We start from the raw sequence: 20998 nt of genomic DNA, 5'->3' as shown, positions 1-20998 counted from the left end.
CGTATAAAACTATATACACTCAAAACGAATACGTTCTTGAAAACGACTACGGGCTTTTTGGCGGACTTAGGCTGGACGCGGGCGAGAGAAAACTGTTAAAAACGCATAAGAGCAGAAAAGAAAATTTATTCTCAGGCTTTTTTAGATACGAAAAATATCTGCAAAATTTAACGCTCTACGCAGGACTAGGCTACGCACAAAGGTTGCCAGATCACTGGGAAACGAGTAAAGACGATAATCTTAAGCTAAATAAAGAAAGAAACACGCAACTAGACTTTGGCGCCGTGCTAAAAGATAAAAACTACGAACTAAACGCAAATTTCTTTGTCTCTAAGATGGATGATTACATAATGATAAAATATAGTCCTATGGGCATGTCATCAAACGTATTTAATACCGATGCCTTACTATACGGCGGCGAGATCGAGGGCGATACGCTACTGGCCGATATATTTAGACTGGGTGCCGGCGTATCCTACGTCTACGGCAAGGTGACTAAAAACGCGGGCGGCCTAAAAGACGGCGACGCGCTGCCTAAGGTTTCGCCTCTAGCGTTTAAACTAAGCGCCGGCTTAGAAAAGCCCGACTGGTTCGTCAAAGCCGACTTCTACGCTAACGCATCGCAAAACCGCGCGCAAAAGGGCTACGGCGACGTGGGCGGCATGGACCTGGGCAAGAGCGATAGCTTTTGGACGCTGGGGCTAAGCGCGGGCTATAAATACAAAAATTATCAATTTTTGCTAGTGGCGGAGAATCTAAATGACGCCAAATATGCCTATCATAACTCAAAAGGCGGCTACGGCGGCGGTATCGCAGGCTACGAGACTATCCCGAACGGCACGAGGCTTTATGAGCCGGGCAGAAGCTTTTGGGCGAAATTTAAGGTGCATTTTTAGGGCTTAACTTAATAAATTTGGCATGGCTATGGGCTTAGGATTTGTCCTAAAGCTGTGCTAAATTTAAGTATTTTTGCTCTTATCTTCTTAATAATACCCGCATTTACTACATTTACTATTGCGAATAAATTTGAGCTAAATTAAAGGCCTGCACGGCACTTGGTATAAAATTTCTTATTAAATTTTAAAGCCAAAGGATGATAAAAATAGGGCTTTATTAAATTTAAATTTTATATAGATTAAAAGCTTAGATGTAAAATCTCAGAAATTTTTTAAAGGAGAGGTATGAAAAATTTACTTGTAAAATCAAGCTTGGCTCTAGCTTTGGTAAGCTCAGTGGCACTAGCTCAAGGTGCATTTGTTGGTGGTGAAGGTGATTATTCGTTTAACTCAAAAATCAAAACAAAAAACATAGCAAGTAGTGAGAAAAATAACTTCAAAAAAGGTCACTATGGTCTTGGCTTTTATGGCGGTTATGATTTTGACAGCTATAGAGCTTATGGCAGTTATTATTATGACTTTAAAGCTAGAAAAAATGCTGGTGAATCAGATGCAAAATGGAGTAAGCATAAATTTTTAGGCGGCGTTGATTATACGCCAAATATCACTGAAAATTTTAAAGCCGTTCTTGGCGGATACACAGGTCTTGGCTATTTAAGTGTTAGAGAGAGATTTGAAAATGAAACGAGCAAGAAAAATTTCAAAGGCTTACTAGTTGGTGCAAAAGCGGGCGGTATCTACTCATTTGATGAACATAACGCGATCGAGTTTGGCTTAAAAGCTGATAAGACTTTTTATAAGAAAAATAGCGGAGCTCAGCTAAGAGATACAACTATAGGAATTTATACAGGCTATACTTATAAATTCTAACCTTTAGGCAAGGCTTAGGCTTTGCCTTATTTTAGGTTACTCTCTACCTTCAAGAAGTGGTACAAAAAGGCACTCATCTAAGTACTCTTTTTCTAAATTTCCATCTTTATCTTTTTTAAATTTAGCGATAAATTGCTTGCCATCTTTCTTCATTGGAGCTACTAAAATTCCACCATTTTTAAGCTGCTTAAATAAATTTGGCGATATCTCATCAGCAGCTGCCGAGAGCAGGATACGATCAAATGGTGCGTAGCTTCGCCAGCCGTTGTTGCCGTCATCATATCTTACATGTACGTTTCTAATTTTTAGTGCCTCGAAGCGTTTTTTTGCCTCCATAGCCAGCTTTTCTATTCGCTCGACACTAAAAATTCTATGTGCAAGTTTGCTTAAAATAGCTGCTTGATAGCCACTTCCACAGCCTATCTCTAGGATATTGTCCATATTTTCGCACTCTAGTGCCATTGTCATCTTTGCCACAGTTAGCGGTGAGCTGATCCACTGATTGCCCAGTATGGGCTGAGCGTCAAGTTTATAAGCATGTGCAGTGATTGGTACAAAAATTTCGCGCTCAGTGGTAGCTATCGCATCGAACAAAAGTGGGCTTAGCGTGATCTCGTCGGCTATGTCGCTAGCTAAATTTTGGCATTTTATCGCTTCTAATTGGGTCAAAATTTCTATCCTAAACAAATTTTAAATCGCTATTATACGATTTAAAGCTTATCTTAAAATTTATAAAAGCCCTAAATTTTTCTTTATCTGTGCTATCAAATTTGCGTCAAAAATTGCATTTTGTACCAGTGTGCCATCTGGCAAAAAGACCCCAGCGGTCTCAAGATCTAGCGAGCTTGATATCATGACGTAGCAGTTATTTGCGATGGCTAGTGCCTTGCAAAGGCTAAGGTAGGCTTCTTCTCTAGCCTTGCCCCACATGGCTGGCACCATGATGATGTCGCACCCTCTTAGTTTTGCCCAAAGCCTGCTATCACGCAGCTCAAAGCATATCAGCACGCCAAGCTTTAGCCCTTTAAATGTAAAGGCATTTATATCGCTCACCTCGCCAGCGGCAAAGATCTCGTGCTCTAAATTTGGCCTAAAAAGCTCGGCCTTAAACTGCGAATGAAAGACGTTGTTTGAGTTAAGAAGTAAAAATTCGTTGTAAATTTTTGGCTCATGAGCGGCTAAATTTGAAATTTGAGCGAGCCCTGCGCTTTTGTTTAGACTACTAAGGTGCGTAAAACCTAGAAATTTATCTGGGCTAAGCGCCTCTTGCAAGCGCTCAAGCATCATCGCATCAAAACTACCTATCATGCCACCAAGCATCGCTTTGTTCGCCCCAGCATAAAAGCCGTCAAAGTCGTAGCCGCTGATGCAAAGCTCGCTTGCAAGCATGAGAGAGTTTTTGGGTGCAGCCTCAACTAAATTTGCAAGCTCTTCTAGGCGCTCGCTAGCACTTTTTGCCTTTAAAGTTAGGCTTATTAGGTTTAAATTTTCGCTCATTTATTTTCCAAATACAAATATAGTTTGCTTTGGCGCATGGCAATTTTCTGGAATTCTAAAATCCATATCCGTCCCGCCAATTTCAGGCGTTGGCTTTAGCAAAACTGTTATGGCCGTAGTCTTGTTATCACGCTGTGAAAGCGGATCATTAAAGACCCAGACTTCATATGAAAACGAGGTTTTATCGTTAAAATATACCACTCTAGTCTCTTTTAGGTCGGTGGATTTAAAGCTACATACCCTATTTATCTGCTTTAAAACATCGACAAAAAGAGCCGACCCGATAGGTGCCATACTTGGCCGGACATCGCCAGCTGGCATGCTTTGGTAGATGATAACATATTTGGTTTCGTCTGTTTTGACAAGTATGTAAGGGTTAAAACTATTTAATAGATCCTTATTTGTTATGTCAATCGCCCTCTGGCTGCTACTACTCGCGCAGCCTACAAAAAGCACGCAGGCAAGGGCCAAGATGCTATTTTTAAAAGTCATCAAAGCTGATGCTCCCCTTGCTGTAGTTTGTCACTTTTGCTTCAAAGAAATTTGACTTTTGGTCGTTAAATTTCGCAAAGTCATCGACCCATTTGATCGGGTGAGTGACGTTGTATTTGCGTTTTAGACCGATAGCAACTAGGCGTTGGTCGATGAGATAGTGGATGTACTGCTCGATGATGTCGTCTGTAAAGCCCATTATTTGGTTTTGGGTGATGTATTTGCCCCATTTGATCTCTAAATTCCCAGCTTTTTCAAACATATCATAAATTTTCGCCTCAGTCTCAGGTGTGAAAAGGTCAGGTCTTTCCTTGCGGACTGAATTTATCATGTTTTGAAACAAAAGCAGGTGTGTGATCTCGTCGCGTTGTATGAAGCGGATCATTTGAGCTGAGCCTAGCATCTTACCAGCGCGAGCTAGAGCGTAGATCGCTGTAAAGCCGCTGTAAAAGTAGATACCCTCTAAAATTTGGTTTGCCACCATCGCAAGAAGTAGCTTCTCGTCAGTCACTTCGCCTGCAAGCTCCTCATAAACGCTTGAGATGTAGTCGTTTTTCTCGCGCAATACATCGTCGTGCTTCTCCATCTCATAGATAAGGTCGGTGTTGTCGCAGATCGCCTCAACCATGACAGCGTAAGACTTGCTGTGGTTGGCCTCTTCGTAGGCTTGGCGGCTTAGTACGGCGTTAATCTCTGGCGCGGTGATGTAAGGGTTTATGTTGTCGGCTAGGTTGTTCGTCTGAAAGCTATCCATCGAGATGAGCTGGCTCCAGACTAGGTCGTACATGCGCTTTTCAGCCTCTGTGAGGTTGTAGGCGTAGTCTCGCACGTCGTCTGTGGTGTCGACCTCTTTTGGAAACCAGGTGTTTGCCTCCATGAGGTCCCAAAGCTTTAACGCCCACTCGTATTTTGCCTTGGTGAAATTTAAAATGCCGTGTGGGTTGCCGTTAAAGACTCTTCTGTCGGTCAAATTTTCATTTGAACTCGGGTTGTAGATGCGTTTTCTGTTCATAAATTTCTCTCTTGTTTGTGGTAAAAATTTCTTAAAATATTACCCAAAGCAAGGTAAAAATTTACTTTTATTTAGAGCGCCTTAGTCCTTTTTATGGTCATCAAAAAGCCAGTTATTATTAGTAAAACTGCGATCACGCAAGAGATGGCAAAGACGACCTGACCAATCTCTCCAAACATCTCTCCAGTGTGCAGACTAAGCACTTTTCGCCCAGCCTTTTTGGCCTCTGGGATACTATCACTCTTGCTAACAAGCTTATTCTCTTTGATCTTTCCAGCGCTAGCGTCAAGCTTTAGTTTACCCACTTGGCTCTCGCTAGTTTCGTAGTTTATAGTGTAGGTGCTTTGGTTATTTTCAGGAACGTTTATCGTGAGTGATTTTAGATCTAGTGTGACATTTTCTTTAAAAATTTGCTCCGCAGTCTCTATCTCTTTAAATTTCTCGTCGCTTATTGGGATTAAATTTTGCTTCGGAGCTGATTTTTTCATCTCGCTTGGCTTTAGGTCAAAAAATATGCTATTTACACTGCTTCTGACCCAGTCATAAGACCAGTAAAGTCCAGTTAGCGACATCACTACAAGCAAGATCGCCACGTAGGTGCCAAGGCTCGTGTGGAGGTTGTAAAAGCAGGCGTAGCCCTTTGCGTTTGGCTTGATTTTTAGCGAATTTAGGAAATTTCGCTTGATCGCTGGGGCATAGAGGATGAGGCCACTGATGGCAAGCAGAGCCATGATTATGGAGCTAATCGCGACTATTTGCTTGCCGATGTTGGCTGGGACTTTGCTATCAAGCAGAGCAAGGCCTAAATTTCTATGCAGGCTAAGTGTGATCACGCGAAATTTCTCACCCCAATCCTCACTGATCACCTCGCCACTTCTTGGGTCTATAAAGAAATTTAATTGCTTTTTATTCTTTGTAATGCTTATACGATAAGCTTCATTTGCTCCACCTATTTGTAAACTTTCAAGCGTATCAAATTGAATCTCACTTTTTGCTTTAGCTAGGAGTTCATTTAAGCTTAAATTTGCTTTTTCGCTAGGAACTAAGTTTATAAAATTTTTATTTATCGCACTTTTGATCTCTTCTCTATAAGACGCAAATGGGGCTGAAAGAGTCATAAATATTAGCGGAATAGCCGCAATTAGCCCAATTACTAGGTGTATGTTGAAAATGATTTTCCCTCGTTTTAAAAACATTTTTTTCCTTTGAATTTTAATAGCGAATATTATTTTATTTTTTGTTAAAGCAAGATAAAAATTTATAAAATTATTTTTTAGTTATTAACTTTTACTAATGTTGATAAGGGTCTTAATATCAATTATTTATTAAATTTTTACATATTGGCGTCTTATTTTTTAGTAAAAAGCTATTTTTGCAGCAAGGTATAAATAATGATAGATGTATTTAGATTTATGGTGGAGTTAAGCGGGATCGAACCGCCGACCTCTTGAATGCCATTCAAGCGCTCTCCCAGCTGAGCTATAACCCCAAAGTGGATTTTGACATTTTATCTTTTTATGGCTTACAATATTTTGAAATTCGTTTTAGTAAAATAAAATTTTAAGCAACTTTTGGATAATATTGCAAACTTTAACGCGGGAATAGCTCAGGGGTAGAGCACAACCTTGCCAAGGTTGGGGTCGCGAGTTCGAATCTCGTTTCCCGCTCCAGTAACTTAGCCCGAGTGGCGGAATGGTAGACGCAAGGGACTTAAAATCCCTCGGTAGTTTTTACCGTACCGGTTCAAGTCCGGTCTCGGGCACCACGATATGGCGACATGGCCAAGTGGTAAGGCATGAGCCTGCAAAGCTTTGATCCCCGGTTCGAATCCGGGTGTCGCCTCCAAACTTCAAAAATAACTACTCTAAGGAATAAAAAGTGAGAAATTTACTTTTAGCAGCTTGTATAGCATTTTTTGTAGCTGGTTGTTCAAATACTTGGCATGGTGTAAAAGAAGATACTCATAATGCTAAAGAATGGACTAAAGAAAAGATAAATGATGGAGCTACATATATTAAAAAAAAAACAGAGTAAATTTTAGAGATTATAGTAAATTTTAAGCAAAGTTGGTTATAATCACAAATCTTTTAATTCGGGAGATGGCTGAGCGGTCGAAAGCGGCGGTCTTGAAAACCGTTGAGGTGTGAAAGCCTCCTGGGGTTCGAATCCCTATCTCCCGGCCATCCGTCTAATTCATTATTCATAATGCCTATAAGAAAATTTCTATAAATATTCAGTCCAAAATTTACTAAAACTAAAAATATCAGTAAATTTCTTATTTAAAGTAAGATACTGTAAGATAAGGGAAAGTTTAAGAGTTTTTATATTTTATTTTTGGCTATCTTAAATTCTAAAAATAATATTTGTAGTAGCACATCCAAAATATATAATAGGTCATACCCCCTATGTATAAATATAAATAAAATTAATAATATTGAATAAAGAATTTAAGACGAATCCAAAACAAAAATTAAATTAAAGCAATCCATGAAAATAGTTTAAAGACAAAGTAGTGGCTATGTTTTATGTAGTCTAGGTTCTATTTATATTTAATAGATAAAAGTACAACAGACAAAAAATTAAACTACTTGCTGATAAATATTTTTTTGAAATATTATTTTGAGAGAATATCTAGCTACATAAAAGTAGCTAGATAAGGAAAAATTTCTAAAAATTTTATATTTTTAAAAGCTCAGCCTCTTTCTCTTTTACAAGAGTATCAATTTTTGCAGTGTAGGCGTCAGTTATCTTTTGAACCTCATCTTGCCCCTTTTTACTCTCGTCCTCAGTTATAGCTTTTTCTTTTTCAAGTTTTTTTACTTCATCATTTGCATCTTTTCTTACGTTTCTTATACTAACTTTGGCTTTTTCTCCCATTGATTTTGCATGTTTTGCATTTTCTTGGCGTTGCTCGACGGTCATAGGTGGAAAAAATAGCTTGACACTCTCACCATCACTATTTGGATTGACGCCGATATTTGCTGCTTGGATAGCTGAAGAGATCGCTTTTATCATGCTCTTTTCCCAAGGTGTGATAGCGATAGTTGAAGCGTCGCTTGTAAGCACAGTGGCTACTTGGTTGAGCGGAGTTGGTGAGCCGTAATAATCAACCATTACATGATCTACAATATTAATGTTTACCTTGCCCGTTCTAAGCGTTGTAAAGTCACGTTTTAATGAAGCTATTGCTTTTTCGCAGCCTTCTTTTTGTGTTTCGTAAATTTTATTTAGCATTGATGTCCTTTATTAGAAGTTTTGTACTTCGTTGATGATCTACTTTTAGTGATATTAAAACTTTGCTTTTATCGAGAGGTGGGTTAAATTTACACTCAAAAACACCATTTGTCATAGGTACCTTTTTAAAGCCATTAAAGCCAGTCATGAAAAAATTACCTTCGCTAGCATTTGTATCGGTTTTGATAATTAGCTTATCGATCGCATTATTTTGTGGATAGCTATCTGGAAATATCCACTGGGCATTTAGGAATTTACTATTAAAAGTTAGTGCTATTTTTGTACCGTTCATTACGGGCGTTCTATAAAGATCGTAAACATCACTTTTGTCTGAAACAGCACCTGAGTTTTGATTTAAAATGGCTAAAAAGCCAAATTCTTTTGCCAAAGAGACAACTCTGTTATCGATCTCACCGTATGGCACTGCGAAGTATTTTGGCTTATAGCCCATGTGTTTTTCAAAGGTTTCAACGCCCTTTTGAAAATCCTCTCTTAATGCCTCATCGCTAAGTTTTGTCATCCTTGGATGAGCGTACGAGTGGTACCCAATCTCGCCATAAGCCTCAAGTTCTTTAATCTGATCAAAATCCAGATAATCGCCATATTTATTTGCACTGGCTTCCACATAAAGCATTAGCGCAAATGGATAGTTATACTCTTTAAATACACTAAGGGCCCTGTCATAGAAACTTTTATAACCATCATCTACAGTGATTACGATCCAGTTATCAGGTATTTTTTCGCCAGCATTTACAGCATCGACTAGCTTTGAGAGTTTAATGACTTCATAGCCATTATTTTTGAAATATTCAAACTGCTCTCTTAAATTTTTAATAGAAATATCAGTGCTTGTGTGTCTTGGGTCGTCAAAGCGATGATAGACTAAAATATGAGCGTCTGCTAAAGCAAATGTTAGCGTCAAGAATGACGCTAAAAGTGTTTTTATCATTGTTATTTTGTTGGAGTTTGTGGTGCACTAGGAGCTGATGGTACGTCGTTTGACTTTGGTATGACTAGAGATTTACTATCGACGCTATCAATGATAGAGCGTTTTAGATCTTTATTGTAGAAGTATCCAAGTGCAAGTGTATTTAAGATAAATAAAATACCTACGATAAAAGTAAATTTAGCTAAAAATCCAGCTGGTCCTTTCGCTCCAAAAAGACTCTCGTTGCTTCCGCTATACGCTCCAAGCCCGATAGATGAGCTTTTTTGAAGTAAAACAGCGATAGTTATGATGACAGCTAGAGCAAACTGTAAGATCAAAAATATTAAACTCACGAAATTTCCTTTAAATTTTTAAAAATAATTGATTGCGATTATACAAGAAAAGATTTAAATTTTTAGTTAAAGTTCTTTTTCAATCTCATAAAGCTCGTATCTTATGCCTTTAAAAAGCTCGGCTTGTTCTAAATTTATGAGCTTAAAGCACTCTTCAAGCACGCGAGCGCTTTCCTGGGCGCGCTTGAAATTTGCAGTGATTATCTCGTCTAAATTTGATCTTTCTTGCTCGCTTTTTGTGCTAGTTTTTAAAACGTCGTTTTGAGAATTTCTAAATTTTAAAAAATCTTTTTGCGGGATCTTTGCCTTGTGGCGGAGGGATTTTATTTTGTAGGCGAGCTTAGCGTCATCAAAGACATATCTTTTTATATCTTCAACAACGCGAAGCCCTTCTTTTAGCCTATTTAGATTCGCATCTATTACTCGGTAGATGCGCTCATCTTTAGTCGTTTCTATTAAAAATTCCTAAAATTTGTAGTAATGATGTAAATAGATTTACAAAATCAAGATACAAAGCAACTGCGCCTTCAACTGGTGTTTCATAGTTTCCACGGATAATATTTTGCGTATCAAAAAGTATATATGCGCTAAATAAGATCGATGAAATACTTGCGATTACAAGTTGAAACATTGTACTTTTAACAAAGATATTGATAATAGCTGCTGCAATGATAACAATTAAGGTTATGAATAACATTTTACCCATTGTTGTAAAGTCACGTTTTGTATTCATCGCAAAGACGCTTAACGCACCAAAAGCAACTGTTGTTAGTCCAAATGCTTGAGCTACGATACCAGCTCCGCTTGGCATAGCCAAGATCGCTGAAAGTAGCGGAGTTAGCGTAAGACCACTTATAAAAGTAAACGCAAATAGAAGTATTAAATTTAATCCCTCTTTGCGTTTAGCTGCCATTAAGCCAAAAAGTAGTGCAAACTCGACTATAACAAGTCCCCAAAACAAAAATCTATTTGCCGCAAAAACGCCAGCAATGCTAATACCTACATAGGCGCCAGCTGTTGCTGAAAGTAGTGATGCTGCAAAAAGTTGATAAGTTTGTTTTATAAAAGTGCTTAGTGAGCTTTGAGAATACGCAAGTTCTTCTTGATTTTGTTTTGCGTAGTTCCTATCATACAGACTCATTTTATCTCCTTATGAATTTTTGAATGAGTTTAGCCTAAAATAATTAAACAATGAATAAAAAGAATTTTAATAAATTGTATTAGTTAAAAATTTATATATTAAAGTATTTTTTAGATTAAATAAAAGTTGCTATAATCGCGTAAAAATATAAAAAATGGAGATAAATTTCTATGGATGATTCGCTACTTGAAGGTGCGGTAAAATTTATGGAAGATGGCTTTTTAGAGCATGAAGAGCTCTTTAAAAGTCTACAAAATAGACAAGACCCACATACCCTTTTTATATCCTGTGTTGATTCAAGAGTAGTACCAAATTTGATAACAAACTGCCTTCCGGGAGAGCTTTTTATGGTACGAAATATCGCAAACATCGTGCCACCTTATAGAGTGAGCGAGGAATTTTTGGCAACGACTTCTGCTATCGAATATGCATTAGAGCTTTTAAATATCAAAAATATCATTATTTGCGGACACTCTGACTGCGGTGGATGCGCAGCACTTTATATGGATGAAAAAAAGCTCAAAACTACGCCAAATGTTAGAAATTGGATAAAGCTAATAGAACCAATTAAGAGAGAAGTACTTAAATTTACAAGCGACGATCCAGCAAAGATGGCGTGGCTAACTGAGAGACTAAATGTGATAAATTCGATCGAAAATATAATGACCTATCCAAATGTAAAAGAGGAGTATGAAAGAGGAAACCTTCAAATTTATGGCTGGCACTACATTATAGAAACCGGTGAAATTTTTAGCTACGATTTAAAAGAGGGCACGTTTAAACTTTTAGCAGATAAAAGGAGTGAAAATGCGTAAAATTTTAACTATCATTTTGCTCTCATTTATAATGCTTTTTGGTGCTGAAAATAATAAAACTCAAGAAGAAAATATACTAAGCCTAACAAATCAAATTTTAACTTTAAATAATCAAATCCAAATCATAAAAGCACAGCAAAAAGATACAAACTCAACAAAAGCTGATAATTCAAATTTAGCTGGACTTCAAAAGAAAAAAAATGACCTTTTGGAAAAAATTCCACTATATGTTATGCAAATTGAAGTAACTCAAAATGATATTGATAAATTTATTTTGCAAAAAAATAATTTAGAAAAAAAAGTAGCTAGATTAGAGAAGCAATTAAACAAAGATGCTTACGTTCAAAGTGCTATTGAGCTTGAGAAAATGAAGATAGATTATGCATATTTCTCAGCTTTAATTAATCTTGAAGAGATATTTAAAAAAGGCGCTAAAGCAAACTCTATAAAAGAGGTGATAGATAACGGACTTTTAAATTTACAAACAAATTCTTACGTCAGCATAAAAGAGCTAAAAGATTCACTAAATGAGACTTCAAACTCTTACGATAACGCATTTGCCGAGCTTGATTTAAAAAAAGAGACTGATGAGGAAATTTTAATCTATCTTAAAAATAATGCCGATCTTCTAAGTTCAAGCATGATCTTATCAGAGCTAAATTTAGTCGATACGGTCGAATATATAAATAAGCTAACTTCTATAAATTCGGCAAAATTTAACGTTGGCAAGATCGTAGTTATAATTGCAGTATTTTTATTTTTTGTCTCACTTACAAGAATTCTCGCCAAACTCACGTATTGGCTTATGTCACTTATTGCATCAGGCGAAGGCGTAAAGGAGGCAAAGGATCAGATAGTAGATATCGTTAAAAAGCCTATCTCTGCACTTCTTATCATTTATGCGCTAAATATTTGTATAGGTGTCGGCTTTTATCCAGTACCAGTCCCACTAACTCTAGCAAATATATTCTCGATCGTCTATATAATCGCATTTTCGTGGCTTGTTTTAACCATCCTAAATGGTTATGGCATAGTAATAATCGATAAAATTGCTCAAAAAAGCAGACGAAAAGAGGTCGTAAATTTAGTTTTAAAAGTAGTCTATGTAATTGTATTAATAATCGCACTTTTACTAATTCTTCAAAAGCTTGGCTTTGATATATCGGCGCTCATAGCTTCACTTGGTATCGGTGGTCTTGCTGTTGCATTTGCTGCAAAAGATATCATTGCAAACTTCTTTGCTTCTGTTATGATGCTCTTTGATAACTCATTTTCGCAAGGAGATTGGATAGTTTGTGGTGATATAGAGGGCACTGTCGTTGAGGTTGGCTTTAGAAAGACGACTATCAGAAGTTTTGATAATGCTTTAATCTTTGTGCCAAACTCAAAACTAGCAAGTGATCCTGTTAGAAACTGGAGCAGAAGAAAAGTCGGTAGACGCATAAGAATGGTTATCGGCATCGAGTATGGACCAACTACAGAAGAGATCAAAAAATGTGTAGATGACATAAAAACTATGTTGATAAATCATCCAGATATTGCTAAAAGCGAGGATATAACAGCCAAGAAAAAAGGGCTAAAATATAGACAAAGTATAGTTTCGGTTGATGATTATGCTGGATATAAATCAAATTTATTTGTCGTGGTTGATGATTTTGCAGATAGCTCAATAAATATCTTAGTTTATTGTTTTGCAAAGACTATCGTTTGGGGAGAGTTTTTAGATGTCAAGCAAGATGTAATGCTAAAGATTATGGATATTTTAAAGCAAAATGGTCTAAATTTCGCATTCCCAAGCCAAAGCTTGTATATCGAAAGTGTCAAAGATAAAATTTAAGGAGAAAACAATGAGTGATGATTTTGACTATGAAGAGGTAGAAGAAGACTACTCTGAATTTAATGACGATGATGACGATAGTAGTGATAGTTATGACTATAATTACGATGAAAATGACTACAACTACGAAGATAGTGACGAGGATGAGGATAGTTACGACTCTTATTAGAATGACTTAATGAAATTTAATGGAATAAATTTACAGGGAGTTTTGTTTGACACACGATTTTGTAGATCAAAGTAGTTATAAAGCGATCGATGATATCTATAAAACGATATTAGACGTTATGATAGCTGCAAATGCACTATCTTTGTTGCTTTTTATTATCATAGCTACACCACTACTTTTTATGTGCTTATTTTTTATAGCAGCTGGAATATTGCTTAGAATAAAATTTGACATAAAATATAGAGTATTAATATCCCTAGCATTTCACCTAAATATCATATTGCTTGTTACTATTATTGTTACTACTATGGGTTGGAATACTGGAATTTGGATAATACTTGTTGGTGTAATTTTTATAAACTACTTCCTAGCGTTTGATTCAAAGAGTCTTACTTATATAATGGCATTTTTAGAATTAATCTTGCTTATACTTCTTTATTTTATTCATAAAGATGAGGCGCCGCTGATCCCATCAGCTATACGAGGGGCGATAGTCGTGTGCAGTATTGTTTTTGCTTTTTTTATTGTTTTAAGACTTTCAATGTTTGCAGATGTCATCACTTCTAGCGGATATCAGCAAATAAGAAAAGAGACGGAAGAGCTTGAAAAGGACTCAAAGCATGATTTTTTAACTGGTCTTTTAAATAGAAGAACAATAGAAAAAACTTTAAGATTTGAACTAATTGCCAACAAGGAAAGAAGTGGTAATACAAATTTAGTCATAATGCTAGGTGATATTGATAATTTTAAAAAAATAAACGATACATACGGCCATGACTGCGGTGATGAGGTCTTAAAAGATGTAGCCAGCGCTTTAAAGAAATCATTTAGAGGTAAAGACTATGTTTGCCGCTGGGGCGGAGAAGAATTTTTGATAATCTTGCCCGATACAAAGATAGAATTTATCCACGAAGTGAGCAAAAGGCTTAAAAAACAGATAAATAATGCAAAACTTCCAGATAAAACTCCAGTTACTATGACCTTTGGCATGCTAATATGTGCAAATGGTACTGAGGTGGATTTTGAGCAAGCCATAACTTTAGTAGATAAGCTGCTTTACGAAGGCAAGCAAAATGGCAAAGACCGTATCGAATTAGAAATTTTAAAAAAGGGCTCGGATGTGTAGAATTTCACTCTATACGACCCAAAAACTTATCATATTTTCAATATTATTAACTCACGTCTGTTATTTTTTTATTTTTTTATTTATGAAAGAAGAAATTCTAGCAGTTACGAATATATTTTCAGTAGCAACCTATCTTTTTCTTTTAAGGCTTATTTACGATAGTCCTGAAAATAACAAGATAACAATGCTGATAGTCCAGCTTGAAATTTTATTTCATGCATTGGTTTGTATGCTGACACTTGGATGGGGATATGGATTTGGGTTATTGTTTTTAGCATCGTCATTAATACTGTTTTTTACTTCATTTACCTATAAATTTTTTAACTACATAATAGTTGCAGTGCAAATAATTTTATCCATAGCCTGCTATGTATATTTAGATGGCCAGCCTGTAAAAGATTTTGACGGCTTTAAAGATCTACTTTTTGTTTTTAACTTAAGTATGGTTTGCGTATTTTCGGTTGTTGTTTCGTATCTTTTGGAGAGCTCAAATTTATTTATATTTTTAAGCATCTTAGAGGAAAAAGAGATGGCTGAAAATATCTTAAATCACGATCCATTAACAGGACTTTTAAATCGTACTTCGATGCAGAAAATTTTAAGTCAAAAGGATCTATATAAAAATAGGGACTTTGCTATCGTTATGTGCGATATTGATAACTTTAAAAAGATAAATGATACTTATGGACACGGTGCAGGAGATGCTGTTTTAAAAAGCTTATCAGGCATATTTAAAAATACATTTAGAGATAAAGATAGAGTAGCTAGATTTGGCGGAGAAGAATTTTTAGCAGTCGTCTTGGGCGTAAAAAAAGATGCAGCTGTAAGTATCGTAGAGCGTGTGAGAGAGACTTTGAGTAAAAATATAGTTGAGTTTGAAAACATAAAGATCAACGCAACTATGACTTTTGGAGTAGTTGCTCATGATGGCACGGGAGAATTTAGCTTAGAAAAGATGATCAAGCAAGCTGACGAGTTACTTTATGTCGGTAAGCGAAATGGTAAAAATATCGTTATGAGTGCGGATTACGATCCAAAAGGATAAATTTAGAGGCCTAAGCCTCTAAATTTTAATGTCCATACATTATGTTTGGTAGCCAAAGTGAAATTTGCGGTATATAAGTAACCAAGATAAGGCCAAAGAACAAGGTTAGCGTCCATGGCAAGCACGCCACGATGACCTCTTTTAAGTTCATATTTGTAAGACCGCTTGCGACAAATAAATTTAGTCCAACAGGCGGGGTCACCATACCTATCTCCATATTTACAACCAAGATGATACCAAAGTGAATAGGATCAACACCAAGCTGCGTAGCTATCGGAAGCAAGAGCGGCACCATGATCATAATAACGCTTGAAGGCTCCATAAACTGACCCATGATAAAGAGCAAGATATTTACAAATATCAAAAATCCTATCATGCCGATATTTGCGTCAAGTATCATCGAAGCGATCGCTTGTGGGATCTGCTCGCTAGTTAGCAAATATGCAAAAACAACGGCGTTTGCGATGATGAAAAATATCATAGCTGTTGTAAGGGCTGAGTCTAGGCAGATATCCCAAAGATCTTTTATCTTTATATCTCTATAGATAAAAAGTGAGATAAATAGCGCATAGACCGCACTTGCCGCAGCTGCTTCAGTCGGAGTGAATATGCCTCCATAAATTCCGCCAATAACCACAACGACTATCAAAAGAGCCCAAAATGCTTTTGCAAATTTTTGCACTCTTGCTTTAAATGGCTCAGCCTTAGTCGCTTTAAATCCAAGCTTTTTTGCGCCTACATAAGTTTGAACTAACATAAAAGCACCAAGCATAAGACCAGGCACGACGCCCGCCATAAAGAGCTTGCCGATACTAACCTCAGCAGTTACGCCATAAACTATCATAACAACTGAAGGCGGGATCAAAATTCCAAGCGAGCCAGCCGTAGTTATGCCGCCCACTGCGTACTCTTTTGGATAGCCGGCCTCTTTTATAGCTGCAAACATAATTGAGCCAATGGCTACAACCGTCGCAGGCGAGCTTCCAGAGACCGCTGCAAAGATGATGCAGGCAAATATCGCACTCATAGGCAAGCCACCTGGCAAGTGTCCGACCATAGACTTTGCAAAGTCGATGATACGCCTTGCTGAGCCGCCTTTACTTAGTAAATTTCCAGCCAAGATAAACATCGGTATCGCCATTAGCGAAAATTTATTGATACCATCAAATATGAGCTGCGGGATCGTAGCGATGTCTATGTCTGTAAAAAATATCATCGTCAAAACGGTGCTTGTGCCTAGCGAAACCGCGACTGGCACGCCTATTAGCATCAGTGCAAAAAGCAGGATAAATAAAAATGCTATTGTCATCTTTTTCTCCTTAGTCTTTGACTACGCTACCATGAGCTAGCTCGTGCGCTTCGTTGCTTACGACCTTTGCTGCTGGAGTTAGAGCTACTTTGATAGCTTTTTCAGCAGAGCGGTAGCTAGCTGTGACGAAGGCTATTGGAAGCACTAGCATAGGGACCCATTGAGGTATGCCAAGGTCTATTATCATCTGCTCGATCTCGTGCAAAATTTTGAGATAATCAATCGAATAAACTGCGATAAATATCAAAAAGACAGTTGTTAAGATGTGTGAAAAGAGCAGGCATGCTTTCGCGAGCGCTGGTGGAAATTTTTCCACCAAAATAGTTACACTGACGTGAATGCCCTTATTAAAGCCGTATGCCGCGGCAAAAAACGCCGACCAGATAAAAAGATAGTTTGATAGCTCGCTTGCCCAAGACCAGCTTTTATCGAAAAAATATCTAGCCATAACATTTGCAAAGGCTAGCAATGTTCCACTTGCGAGCCCAACTACTGCGATAGTTTTATTTAGTGAGGCTATCGCTATATCAAGGACATTAAAAAAACTCTTCATTATTTTGTCCCAAGAGTCTTTTCTATGAGGTCTTTACCGATAACATCATAAAATTTAGGATAGATTGATTGCATAACCTTCTGCCACTCAGCCTTTTGTGTATCATCTATCTTATAAATTTCTAGTTTTTTACTAGCAGCGATGTATTTTTCAAGCTCAGCTATGACGTGAGCGTCCTCTTTTGCTGTCTCTTCTCTCTCGAAAGCTGTTGCTTCGCTTAGAGCTTGTTTTACATTTGCTTTTAGATCATCTGGTAGCTTGCTCCAAAATTTATCACTCATAACGACTAAATAGCCCAAATATCCATGACTTGAAAGTGTAAGCGAGCTTTGAACTTCGTGAAATTTTGAGTTATAGAAATTTGAAAGTGGGTTTTCTGTCGCATCAACTACGCCTTGTTGAAGTGCAGAGTAAACCTCTGAAAATGGCAGAACTTGTGGGTTGCCACCAACTACTTTGATCTGTTCTTCAAGTACCTTTGAGCTTTGGATTCTAAATTTTTGTCCTTTTGCATCTTCTGGCACAAGAACTGGTTTTTTGCTTGAGCTAAAATGCTTAAATCCAGCATCCCAGTAATCAAGCGCCACAAAGCCCTTCTTAGTCACAAGGCCTTTTAGCTCCTCGCCGACCTCTCCATCTTGGACCTTATGAAGGTGCTCTGCATCTTTAAAGATGAAAGGCAGGTCAAATAGCTGAAACTGCGGCACGATAGGTGTAAATTTAGAAAAACTAGGAGCTGCCATTTGGACGTTGCCAAGCTTTAGCGCACCAAAAACTCTATCATCATCAAGTAGCTGAGCTGATGGGAAGACTTGAACTTTTAGTTTACCGCCACTTAGCTCCTCGGCACGTTTAGCAAAAAAGTCAGCCGCCTTGCCCTTTGGCGTAGAAGCTGCAACAACGTGAGCAAATTTGATCGTATAGACCTTGTCTGCACCAAATGCTAAGCCACTGATGGCACAAGTGAAAAGTAAAGCTTGTAAGAATTTCATCTTTTATCCTTTGTAATGGTTTTGTTAAACGCATTATAAATTTCAAAAATAAAATTTTAGAAATTTTGTTTCGTAAATTCACAGCTATTTATTTTTATATGTGTATTTTAGTAACAAATGTGCTTTTAAAAGCCAATTTATATTTTTAAAAAATTTTTATAGTTTTTTAATAACTAAACTTTTAAAGTATATTTGTTACTTTTTTACACATAAAATTTATTTTATTTTTACTTTTAATAAATTTTTGAATCCATTTAAACAAATGCATGGGATATTTTGCTCTAAATTTTTTTCTATAAGTTTAAAAGCCCGCCAAAAAATGTAAGTTTAGTCTTGCTTAAATTTAGCCTATATTTTGCGGCTAAATTTAAAAGATTTTTATTTATTAATTTTTTATGGCTATAATACAAAACAACAAATTTTATTATTAAGGAATTATTATGTTTGAACTTAGAAAACTTCCATTTGATGCAAATAGCAATGCAGTAGTTAGCGCAAAAACCTGTGAATACCACTATGGCAAGCATCATGCAACTTACGTAGCAAATTTAAACAATCTTATAAAAGATACAAAATTTGCCAACGCATCTTTTTATGAAATTCTAACAAATAGCGAAGGTGGGCTTTATAACAATGTTGCTCAAGTTTACAACCACGACTTTTACTGGGACTGCATCGCTAAAAAAAGCGAGATGTCAAGCGAGTTAAAAGCTGCGATCGAAGCAAATTTTGCAAATTTCAAAGAGGAATTTTTAAAAGCAGCTACAACACTTTTTGGCTCAGGCTGGACGTGGCTTGTATTTGATCTAAGCAACAAAAAGCTAGAGATCGTACAAACTAGCAATGCAAAAACTCCAGTGAGTGACGGTAAAGTGCCGCTTCTAGTTGTTGACGTTTGGGAGCATGCTTACTACATCGACAACTTCAACGCTCGCCCAAAATACCTAGAGACATTTTATGAGAATATAAACTGGGAATTTGTAAGCCAAGCTTACGAGTGGGCGCTAAAAGAGGGTCTTGGCTCAGTTGAGTTTTACACAAAAGAGCTTCATAAATAATATCTGGCGGGGCTTTCCCGCCTTTAAATTTCTACTTTTATCTAAATTTATAAAGTTATCAAATTTATCAGCAAAAACTATCTTGTTTTAAAAGAAAGTGTAACTTCAAAAATGGCTCAAAATTTTGTTTTAGCAAACAAGTTCTCTTGAATTTAAAAACAATACGAGATAGCTCATCTTTAAATTTTGATTTTAAACACACTGCTAAATTTATAAGCTACGGACACGATCTTTACCACTTTAAAAAGGCATAAAACGCTCGCTTTTATTGGTCTGCTACATTGTGGTTGTGCGGTTTTTGTACTTAAATTTAAAGCAACCAAATAAAAACTAGTGTAGGTCATCTTGCCTTTAAAATTATCAGTACAATTTGATTTGATATTTAAAAATATTGGGGCAATATTTACTGCTTCAAAAATGCCCCGAGCTGTATTAACTAGGCATGGGTAGCTTAAATTTCAAAGCTACCCAGCCAAATTTACTCAATTTATCTTTTTGAAGTGTATAAATTTATACCATTTTGTAAGCGTTTTAGCCCCTCAAGCACTCTGGCTCTTTGGGTTGCGATATTCATACGGAGAAAAAATCTATCTCCCCTGTAAGCATTGCCGTCATTTAGCCAAAGTCCAGCTTTATCACGCAAGAAATTCATAAAGTCGCTTGAATCCTCGCAAAACGCGCTACAATCAAGCCATAAAAGATAAGTTGCATTTGAAGGCAGAAGCTTTACTGGCAAATTTTGCTCTTTTATGAAATTTATAACGATTTTTTTGTTTTCAAAAAGATACTCCCTAAGCTCATCAAGCCATGTTTGGCTATCGTTAAATGCCGCTATTGTCGCAGTTATTGCAAATGCGTTTGCTTCACCTATCTCATCATAATTTACAGCCGCATTTATTCTTGCACGTATCTGCTCATTTGGTGTGACGATGGCTGAGCTTTGAAGTCCTGCGATATTAAAAGCTTTTGTAGGTGAGATGCATGTGATTGAGTTATTTTTACACTCTTCGCTAACACTAATAAATGGAACATAGCTTAGACCAGGATCAGTTATGTCGCAGTGGATCTCATCGCTGATAACCAAAACATCGTGCTTATAGCAAAGCTCGCCTATCTTTTTAAGCGTTTCTTTGTCCCAAATTTTGCCTATTGGGTTGTGAGGATTACAAAGAAGCATCATAGTTGTTAGCGGCTGCGCTAGCTTTGCTTCGAGGTCTTCAAAGTCGATCTCGTAAGAGCCATTTTTATAAACAAGGTCGTTTGATAAAATTTCACGTCCATTGTTTTTGATGCAGTTAAAAAAGACGTGATAGACGGGAGCTTGAACTAAAATTTGATCTCCTGGATTACTAAATCTTCTAATCGCAGTAGAAATCGCTGGTATAACGCCAGTACAAAAGCACATCCAATCGTTTTCAAAGCTAACATCATGACGCCTCTTCCACCAGCCTTTAATCGCTTCGTTCCACTCTTTTGGGATAAATGAGTAGCCAAAGACACCATTATCAAGACGCTTTTGTAGGGCATTTAAAATTTCAGGTGCAGCCTTAAAATCCATATCAGCAACCCACATTGGCAAAACATCGTTTTTCATTCGCCATTTTGATGAGTTAGTGCCATCTCTACTAATAAGCGTATCAAAATCGTACTTCATAGCTTTTCCTTAAAATA

General features: G+C 36.9%; 22 protein-coding genes, 5 tRNA genes and 1 pseudogene. 13 read left to right on the top strand and 15 right to left on the bottom strand.

The features are described 5' to 3' along the window. Window positions 1-8: 8 nt before the first annotated feature. Window positions 9-896: pseudogene (locus CCON33237_RS09685) on the top strand (TonB-dependent receptor domain-containing protein); the annotation flags it as partial. Window positions 897-1181: 285 nt separating this feature from the next. Next, complete coding sequence (locus CCON33237_RS09040; RefSeq protein WP_054197304.1) at window positions 1182-1766, top strand: hypothetical protein; 585 nt, start codon at window positions 1182-1184, stop codon at window positions 1764-1766. A 36-nt stretch (window positions 1767-1802) separates the two neighbouring features. On the opposite strand, the gene CCON33237_RS09035 is transcribed toward CCON33237_RS09040, so the two are convergent. From CCON33237_RS09035 to CCON33237_RS09010, 6 genes are all read right to left on the bottom strand, one after another. Further along, on the bottom strand, window positions 1803-2435 hold the full coding sequence (locus CCON33237_RS09035; protein ID WP_054197303.1) for a protein-L-isoaspartate(D-aspartate) O-methyltransferase: 633 nt from the start codon (window positions 2433-2435) through the stop codon (window positions 1803-1805). Window positions 2436-2495: 60 nt separating this feature from the next. Continuing rightward, on the bottom strand, window positions 2496-3263 hold the full coding sequence (locus CCON33237_RS09030) for a carbon-nitrogen hydrolase family protein (protein WP_054197302.1): 768 nt from the start codon (window positions 3261-3263) through the stop codon (window positions 2496-2498). Continuing rightward, window positions 3264-3758: a hypothetical protein gene (locus CCON33237_RS09025; RefSeq protein WP_169748885.1), complete on the bottom strand. Its 495-nt coding sequence runs from the start codon at window positions 3756-3758 to the stop codon at window positions 3264-3266. Then, complete coding sequence (locus CCON33237_RS09020) at window positions 3745-4767, bottom strand: ribonucleotide-diphosphate reductase subunit beta (RefSeq protein ID WP_021092521.1); 1023 nt, start codon at window positions 4765-4767, stop codon at window positions 3745-3747. The genes CCON33237_RS09025 and CCON33237_RS09020 overlap by 14 nt, the downstream gene beginning before the upstream one ends. 71 nt (window positions 4768-4838) lie before the next feature. Next, window positions 4839-5963: a PepSY-associated TM helix domain-containing protein gene (locus CCON33237_RS09015; protein WP_054197300.1), complete on the bottom strand. Its 1125-nt coding sequence runs from the start codon at window positions 5961-5963 to the stop codon at window positions 4839-4841. 217 nt (window positions 5964-6180) lie between these two features. Further along, window positions 6181-6256, bottom strand: a tRNA-Ala gene (locus CCON33237_RS09010). Between the two features lie 106 nt (window positions 6257-6362). Here CCON33237_RS09010 and CCON33237_RS09005 point away from each other — a divergent pair. The 5 genes from CCON33237_RS09005 (at window position 6363) to CCON33237_RS08990 (ending at window position 6950) form a co-directional block, all read left to right on the top strand. Then, a tRNA-Gly gene (locus CCON33237_RS09005) sits at window positions 6363-6437 on the top strand. An 8-nt stretch (window positions 6438-6445) separates the two neighbouring features. Beyond that, window positions 6446-6532, top strand: a tRNA-Leu gene (locus CCON33237_RS09000). 6 nt (window positions 6533-6538) lie between these two features. After that, window positions 6539-6612 (top strand) — tRNA-Cys (locus CCON33237_RS08995). Window positions 6613-6645: 33 nt separating this feature from the next. Further along, entirely contained in the window at window positions 6646-6801 is a 156-nt protein-coding gene (locus CCON33237_RS09680; protein ID WP_169748884.1) for a hypothetical protein, read from the top strand. A gap of 59 nt (window positions 6802-6860) precedes the next feature. Beyond that, window positions 6861-6950 (top strand) — tRNA-Ser (locus tag CCON33237_RS08990). A gap of 493 nt (window positions 6951-7443) precedes the next feature. Here CCON33237_RS08990 and frr read toward each other — a convergent pair. The 5 genes from frr to CCON33237_RS08965 all read right to left on the bottom strand — a co-directional run bounded on the left by frr (window position 7444) and on the right by CCON33237_RS08965 (window position 10423). After that, on the bottom strand, window positions 7444-8001 hold the full coding sequence (frr, locus tag CCON33237_RS08985) for a ribosome recycling factor (RefSeq protein WP_054197299.1): 558 nt from the start codon (window positions 7999-8001) through the stop codon (window positions 7444-7446). Next, window positions 7991-8950, bottom strand: a complete 960-nt coding sequence (locus CCON33237_RS08980) for a polysaccharide deacetylase family protein (RefSeq protein ID WP_054197298.1) — start codon at window positions 8948-8950, stop codon at window positions 7991-7993. The genes frr and CCON33237_RS08980 overlap by 11 nt, the downstream gene beginning before the upstream one ends. A 2-nt stretch (window positions 8951-8952) precedes the next feature. Beyond that, window positions 8953-9282, bottom strand: a complete 330-nt coding sequence (gene secG, locus CCON33237_RS08975; RefSeq protein ID WP_054197297.1) for a preprotein translocase subunit SecG — start codon at window positions 9280-9282, stop codon at window positions 8953-8955. Between the two features lie 66 nt (window positions 9283-9348). Then, window positions 9349-9738: a hypothetical protein gene (locus CCON33237_RS08970; RefSeq protein ID WP_054197296.1), complete on the bottom strand. Its 390-nt coding sequence runs from the start codon at window positions 9736-9738 to the stop codon at window positions 9349-9351. Continuing rightward, window positions 9725-10423 (bottom strand): Bax inhibitor-1/YccA family protein, encoded by a 699-nt coding sequence (locus CCON33237_RS08965; RefSeq protein WP_021091071.1) that lies wholly within the window; start codon window positions 10421-10423, stop codon window positions 9725-9727. The genes CCON33237_RS08970 and CCON33237_RS08965 overlap by 14 nt, the downstream gene beginning before the upstream one ends. 170 nt (window positions 10424-10593) lie before the next feature. Between CCON33237_RS08965 and CCON33237_RS08960 the strand changes: the two genes are divergently transcribed. The 5 genes from CCON33237_RS08960 to CCON33237_RS08940 are packed head-to-tail and all read left to right on the top strand — an operon-like array spanning window position 10594 to window position 15415. After that, a complete protein-coding gene (locus CCON33237_RS08960; RefSeq protein WP_054197295.1) occupies window positions 10594-11238 on the top strand; it encodes a carbonic anhydrase in 645 nt (214 codons plus the stop codon). Next, the gene (locus CCON33237_RS08955; RefSeq protein ID WP_054197294.1) at window positions 11231-13075 is read left to right on the top strand and encodes a mechanosensitive ion channel domain-containing protein; all 1845 of its coding nucleotides are present in this window, start codon (window positions 11231-11233) and stop codon (window positions 13073-13075) included. The genes CCON33237_RS08960 and CCON33237_RS08955 overlap by 8 nt, the downstream gene beginning before the upstream one ends. Before the next feature lie 10 nt (window positions 13076-13085). Beyond that, the gene (locus CCON33237_RS09675) at window positions 13086-13244 is read left to right on the top strand and encodes a hypothetical protein (protein ID WP_054197293.1); all 159 of its coding nucleotides are present in this window, start codon (window positions 13086-13088) and stop codon (window positions 13242-13244) included. Window positions 13245-13290: 46 nt separating this feature from the next. Then, a complete protein-coding gene (locus CCON33237_RS08945) occupies window positions 13291-14370 on the top strand; it encodes a GGDEF domain-containing protein (protein ID WP_234402290.1) in 1080 nt (359 codons plus the stop codon). Next, window positions 14363-15415, top strand: a complete 1053-nt coding sequence (locus CCON33237_RS08940; RefSeq protein WP_054197291.1) for a GGDEF domain-containing protein — start codon at window positions 14363-14365, stop codon at window positions 15413-15415. The genes CCON33237_RS08945 and CCON33237_RS08940 overlap by 8 nt, the downstream gene beginning before the upstream one ends. 25 nt (window positions 15416-15440) lie before the next feature. On the opposite strand, the gene CCON33237_RS08935 is transcribed toward CCON33237_RS08940, so the two are convergent. From CCON33237_RS08935 to CCON33237_RS08925, 3 genes are read right to left on the bottom strand one after another with little or no spacing between them, the layout of a single operon-like run. Then, window positions 15441-16724, bottom strand: coding sequence for a TRAP transporter large permease (locus CCON33237_RS08935; RefSeq protein ID WP_021083916.1), 1284 nt, complete (start codon window positions 16722-16724; stop codon window positions 15441-15443). Window positions 16725-16734: 10 nt separating this feature from the next. Beyond that, window positions 16735-17277: a TRAP transporter small permease gene (locus CCON33237_RS08930; protein ID WP_054197290.1), complete on the bottom strand. Its 543-nt coding sequence runs from the start codon at window positions 17275-17277 to the stop codon at window positions 16735-16737. After that, window positions 17277-18269: a DctP family TRAP transporter solute-binding subunit gene (locus CCON33237_RS08925; protein WP_054197289.1), complete on the bottom strand. Its 993-nt coding sequence runs from the start codon at window positions 18267-18269 to the stop codon at window positions 17277-17279. Before CCON33237_RS08925 ends, CCON33237_RS08930 begins: the two co-directional genes overlap by 1 nt. A 440-nt stretch (window positions 18270-18709) precedes the next feature. Here CCON33237_RS08925 and sodB point away from each other — a divergent pair, with 440 nt between their 5' ends. After that, window positions 18710-19327 (top strand): superoxide dismutase [Fe], encoded by a 618-nt coding sequence (gene sodB, locus CCON33237_RS08920; protein ID WP_054197288.1) that lies wholly within the window; start codon window positions 18710-18712, stop codon window positions 19325-19327. Between the two features lie 487 nt (window positions 19328-19814). Here sodB and CCON33237_RS08915 read toward each other — a convergent pair whose 3' ends face one another. Then, the gene (locus tag CCON33237_RS08915; RefSeq protein ID WP_054197287.1) at window positions 19815-20981 is read right to left on the bottom strand and encodes a MalY/PatB family protein; all 1167 of its coding nucleotides are present in this window, start codon (window positions 20979-20981) and stop codon (window positions 19815-19817) included. Window positions 20982-20998: the final 17 nt, after the last annotated feature.

The organism is Campylobacter concisus, assembly GCF_001298465.1.
GTDB lineage: Bacteria > Campylobacterota > Campylobacteria > Campylobacterales > Campylobacteraceae > Campylobacter_A > Campylobacter_A concisus.
The sequence above is the reverse complement of the archived record's forward strand: the minus strand, read 5'-3'. Positions and strand labels throughout refer to the sequence as shown.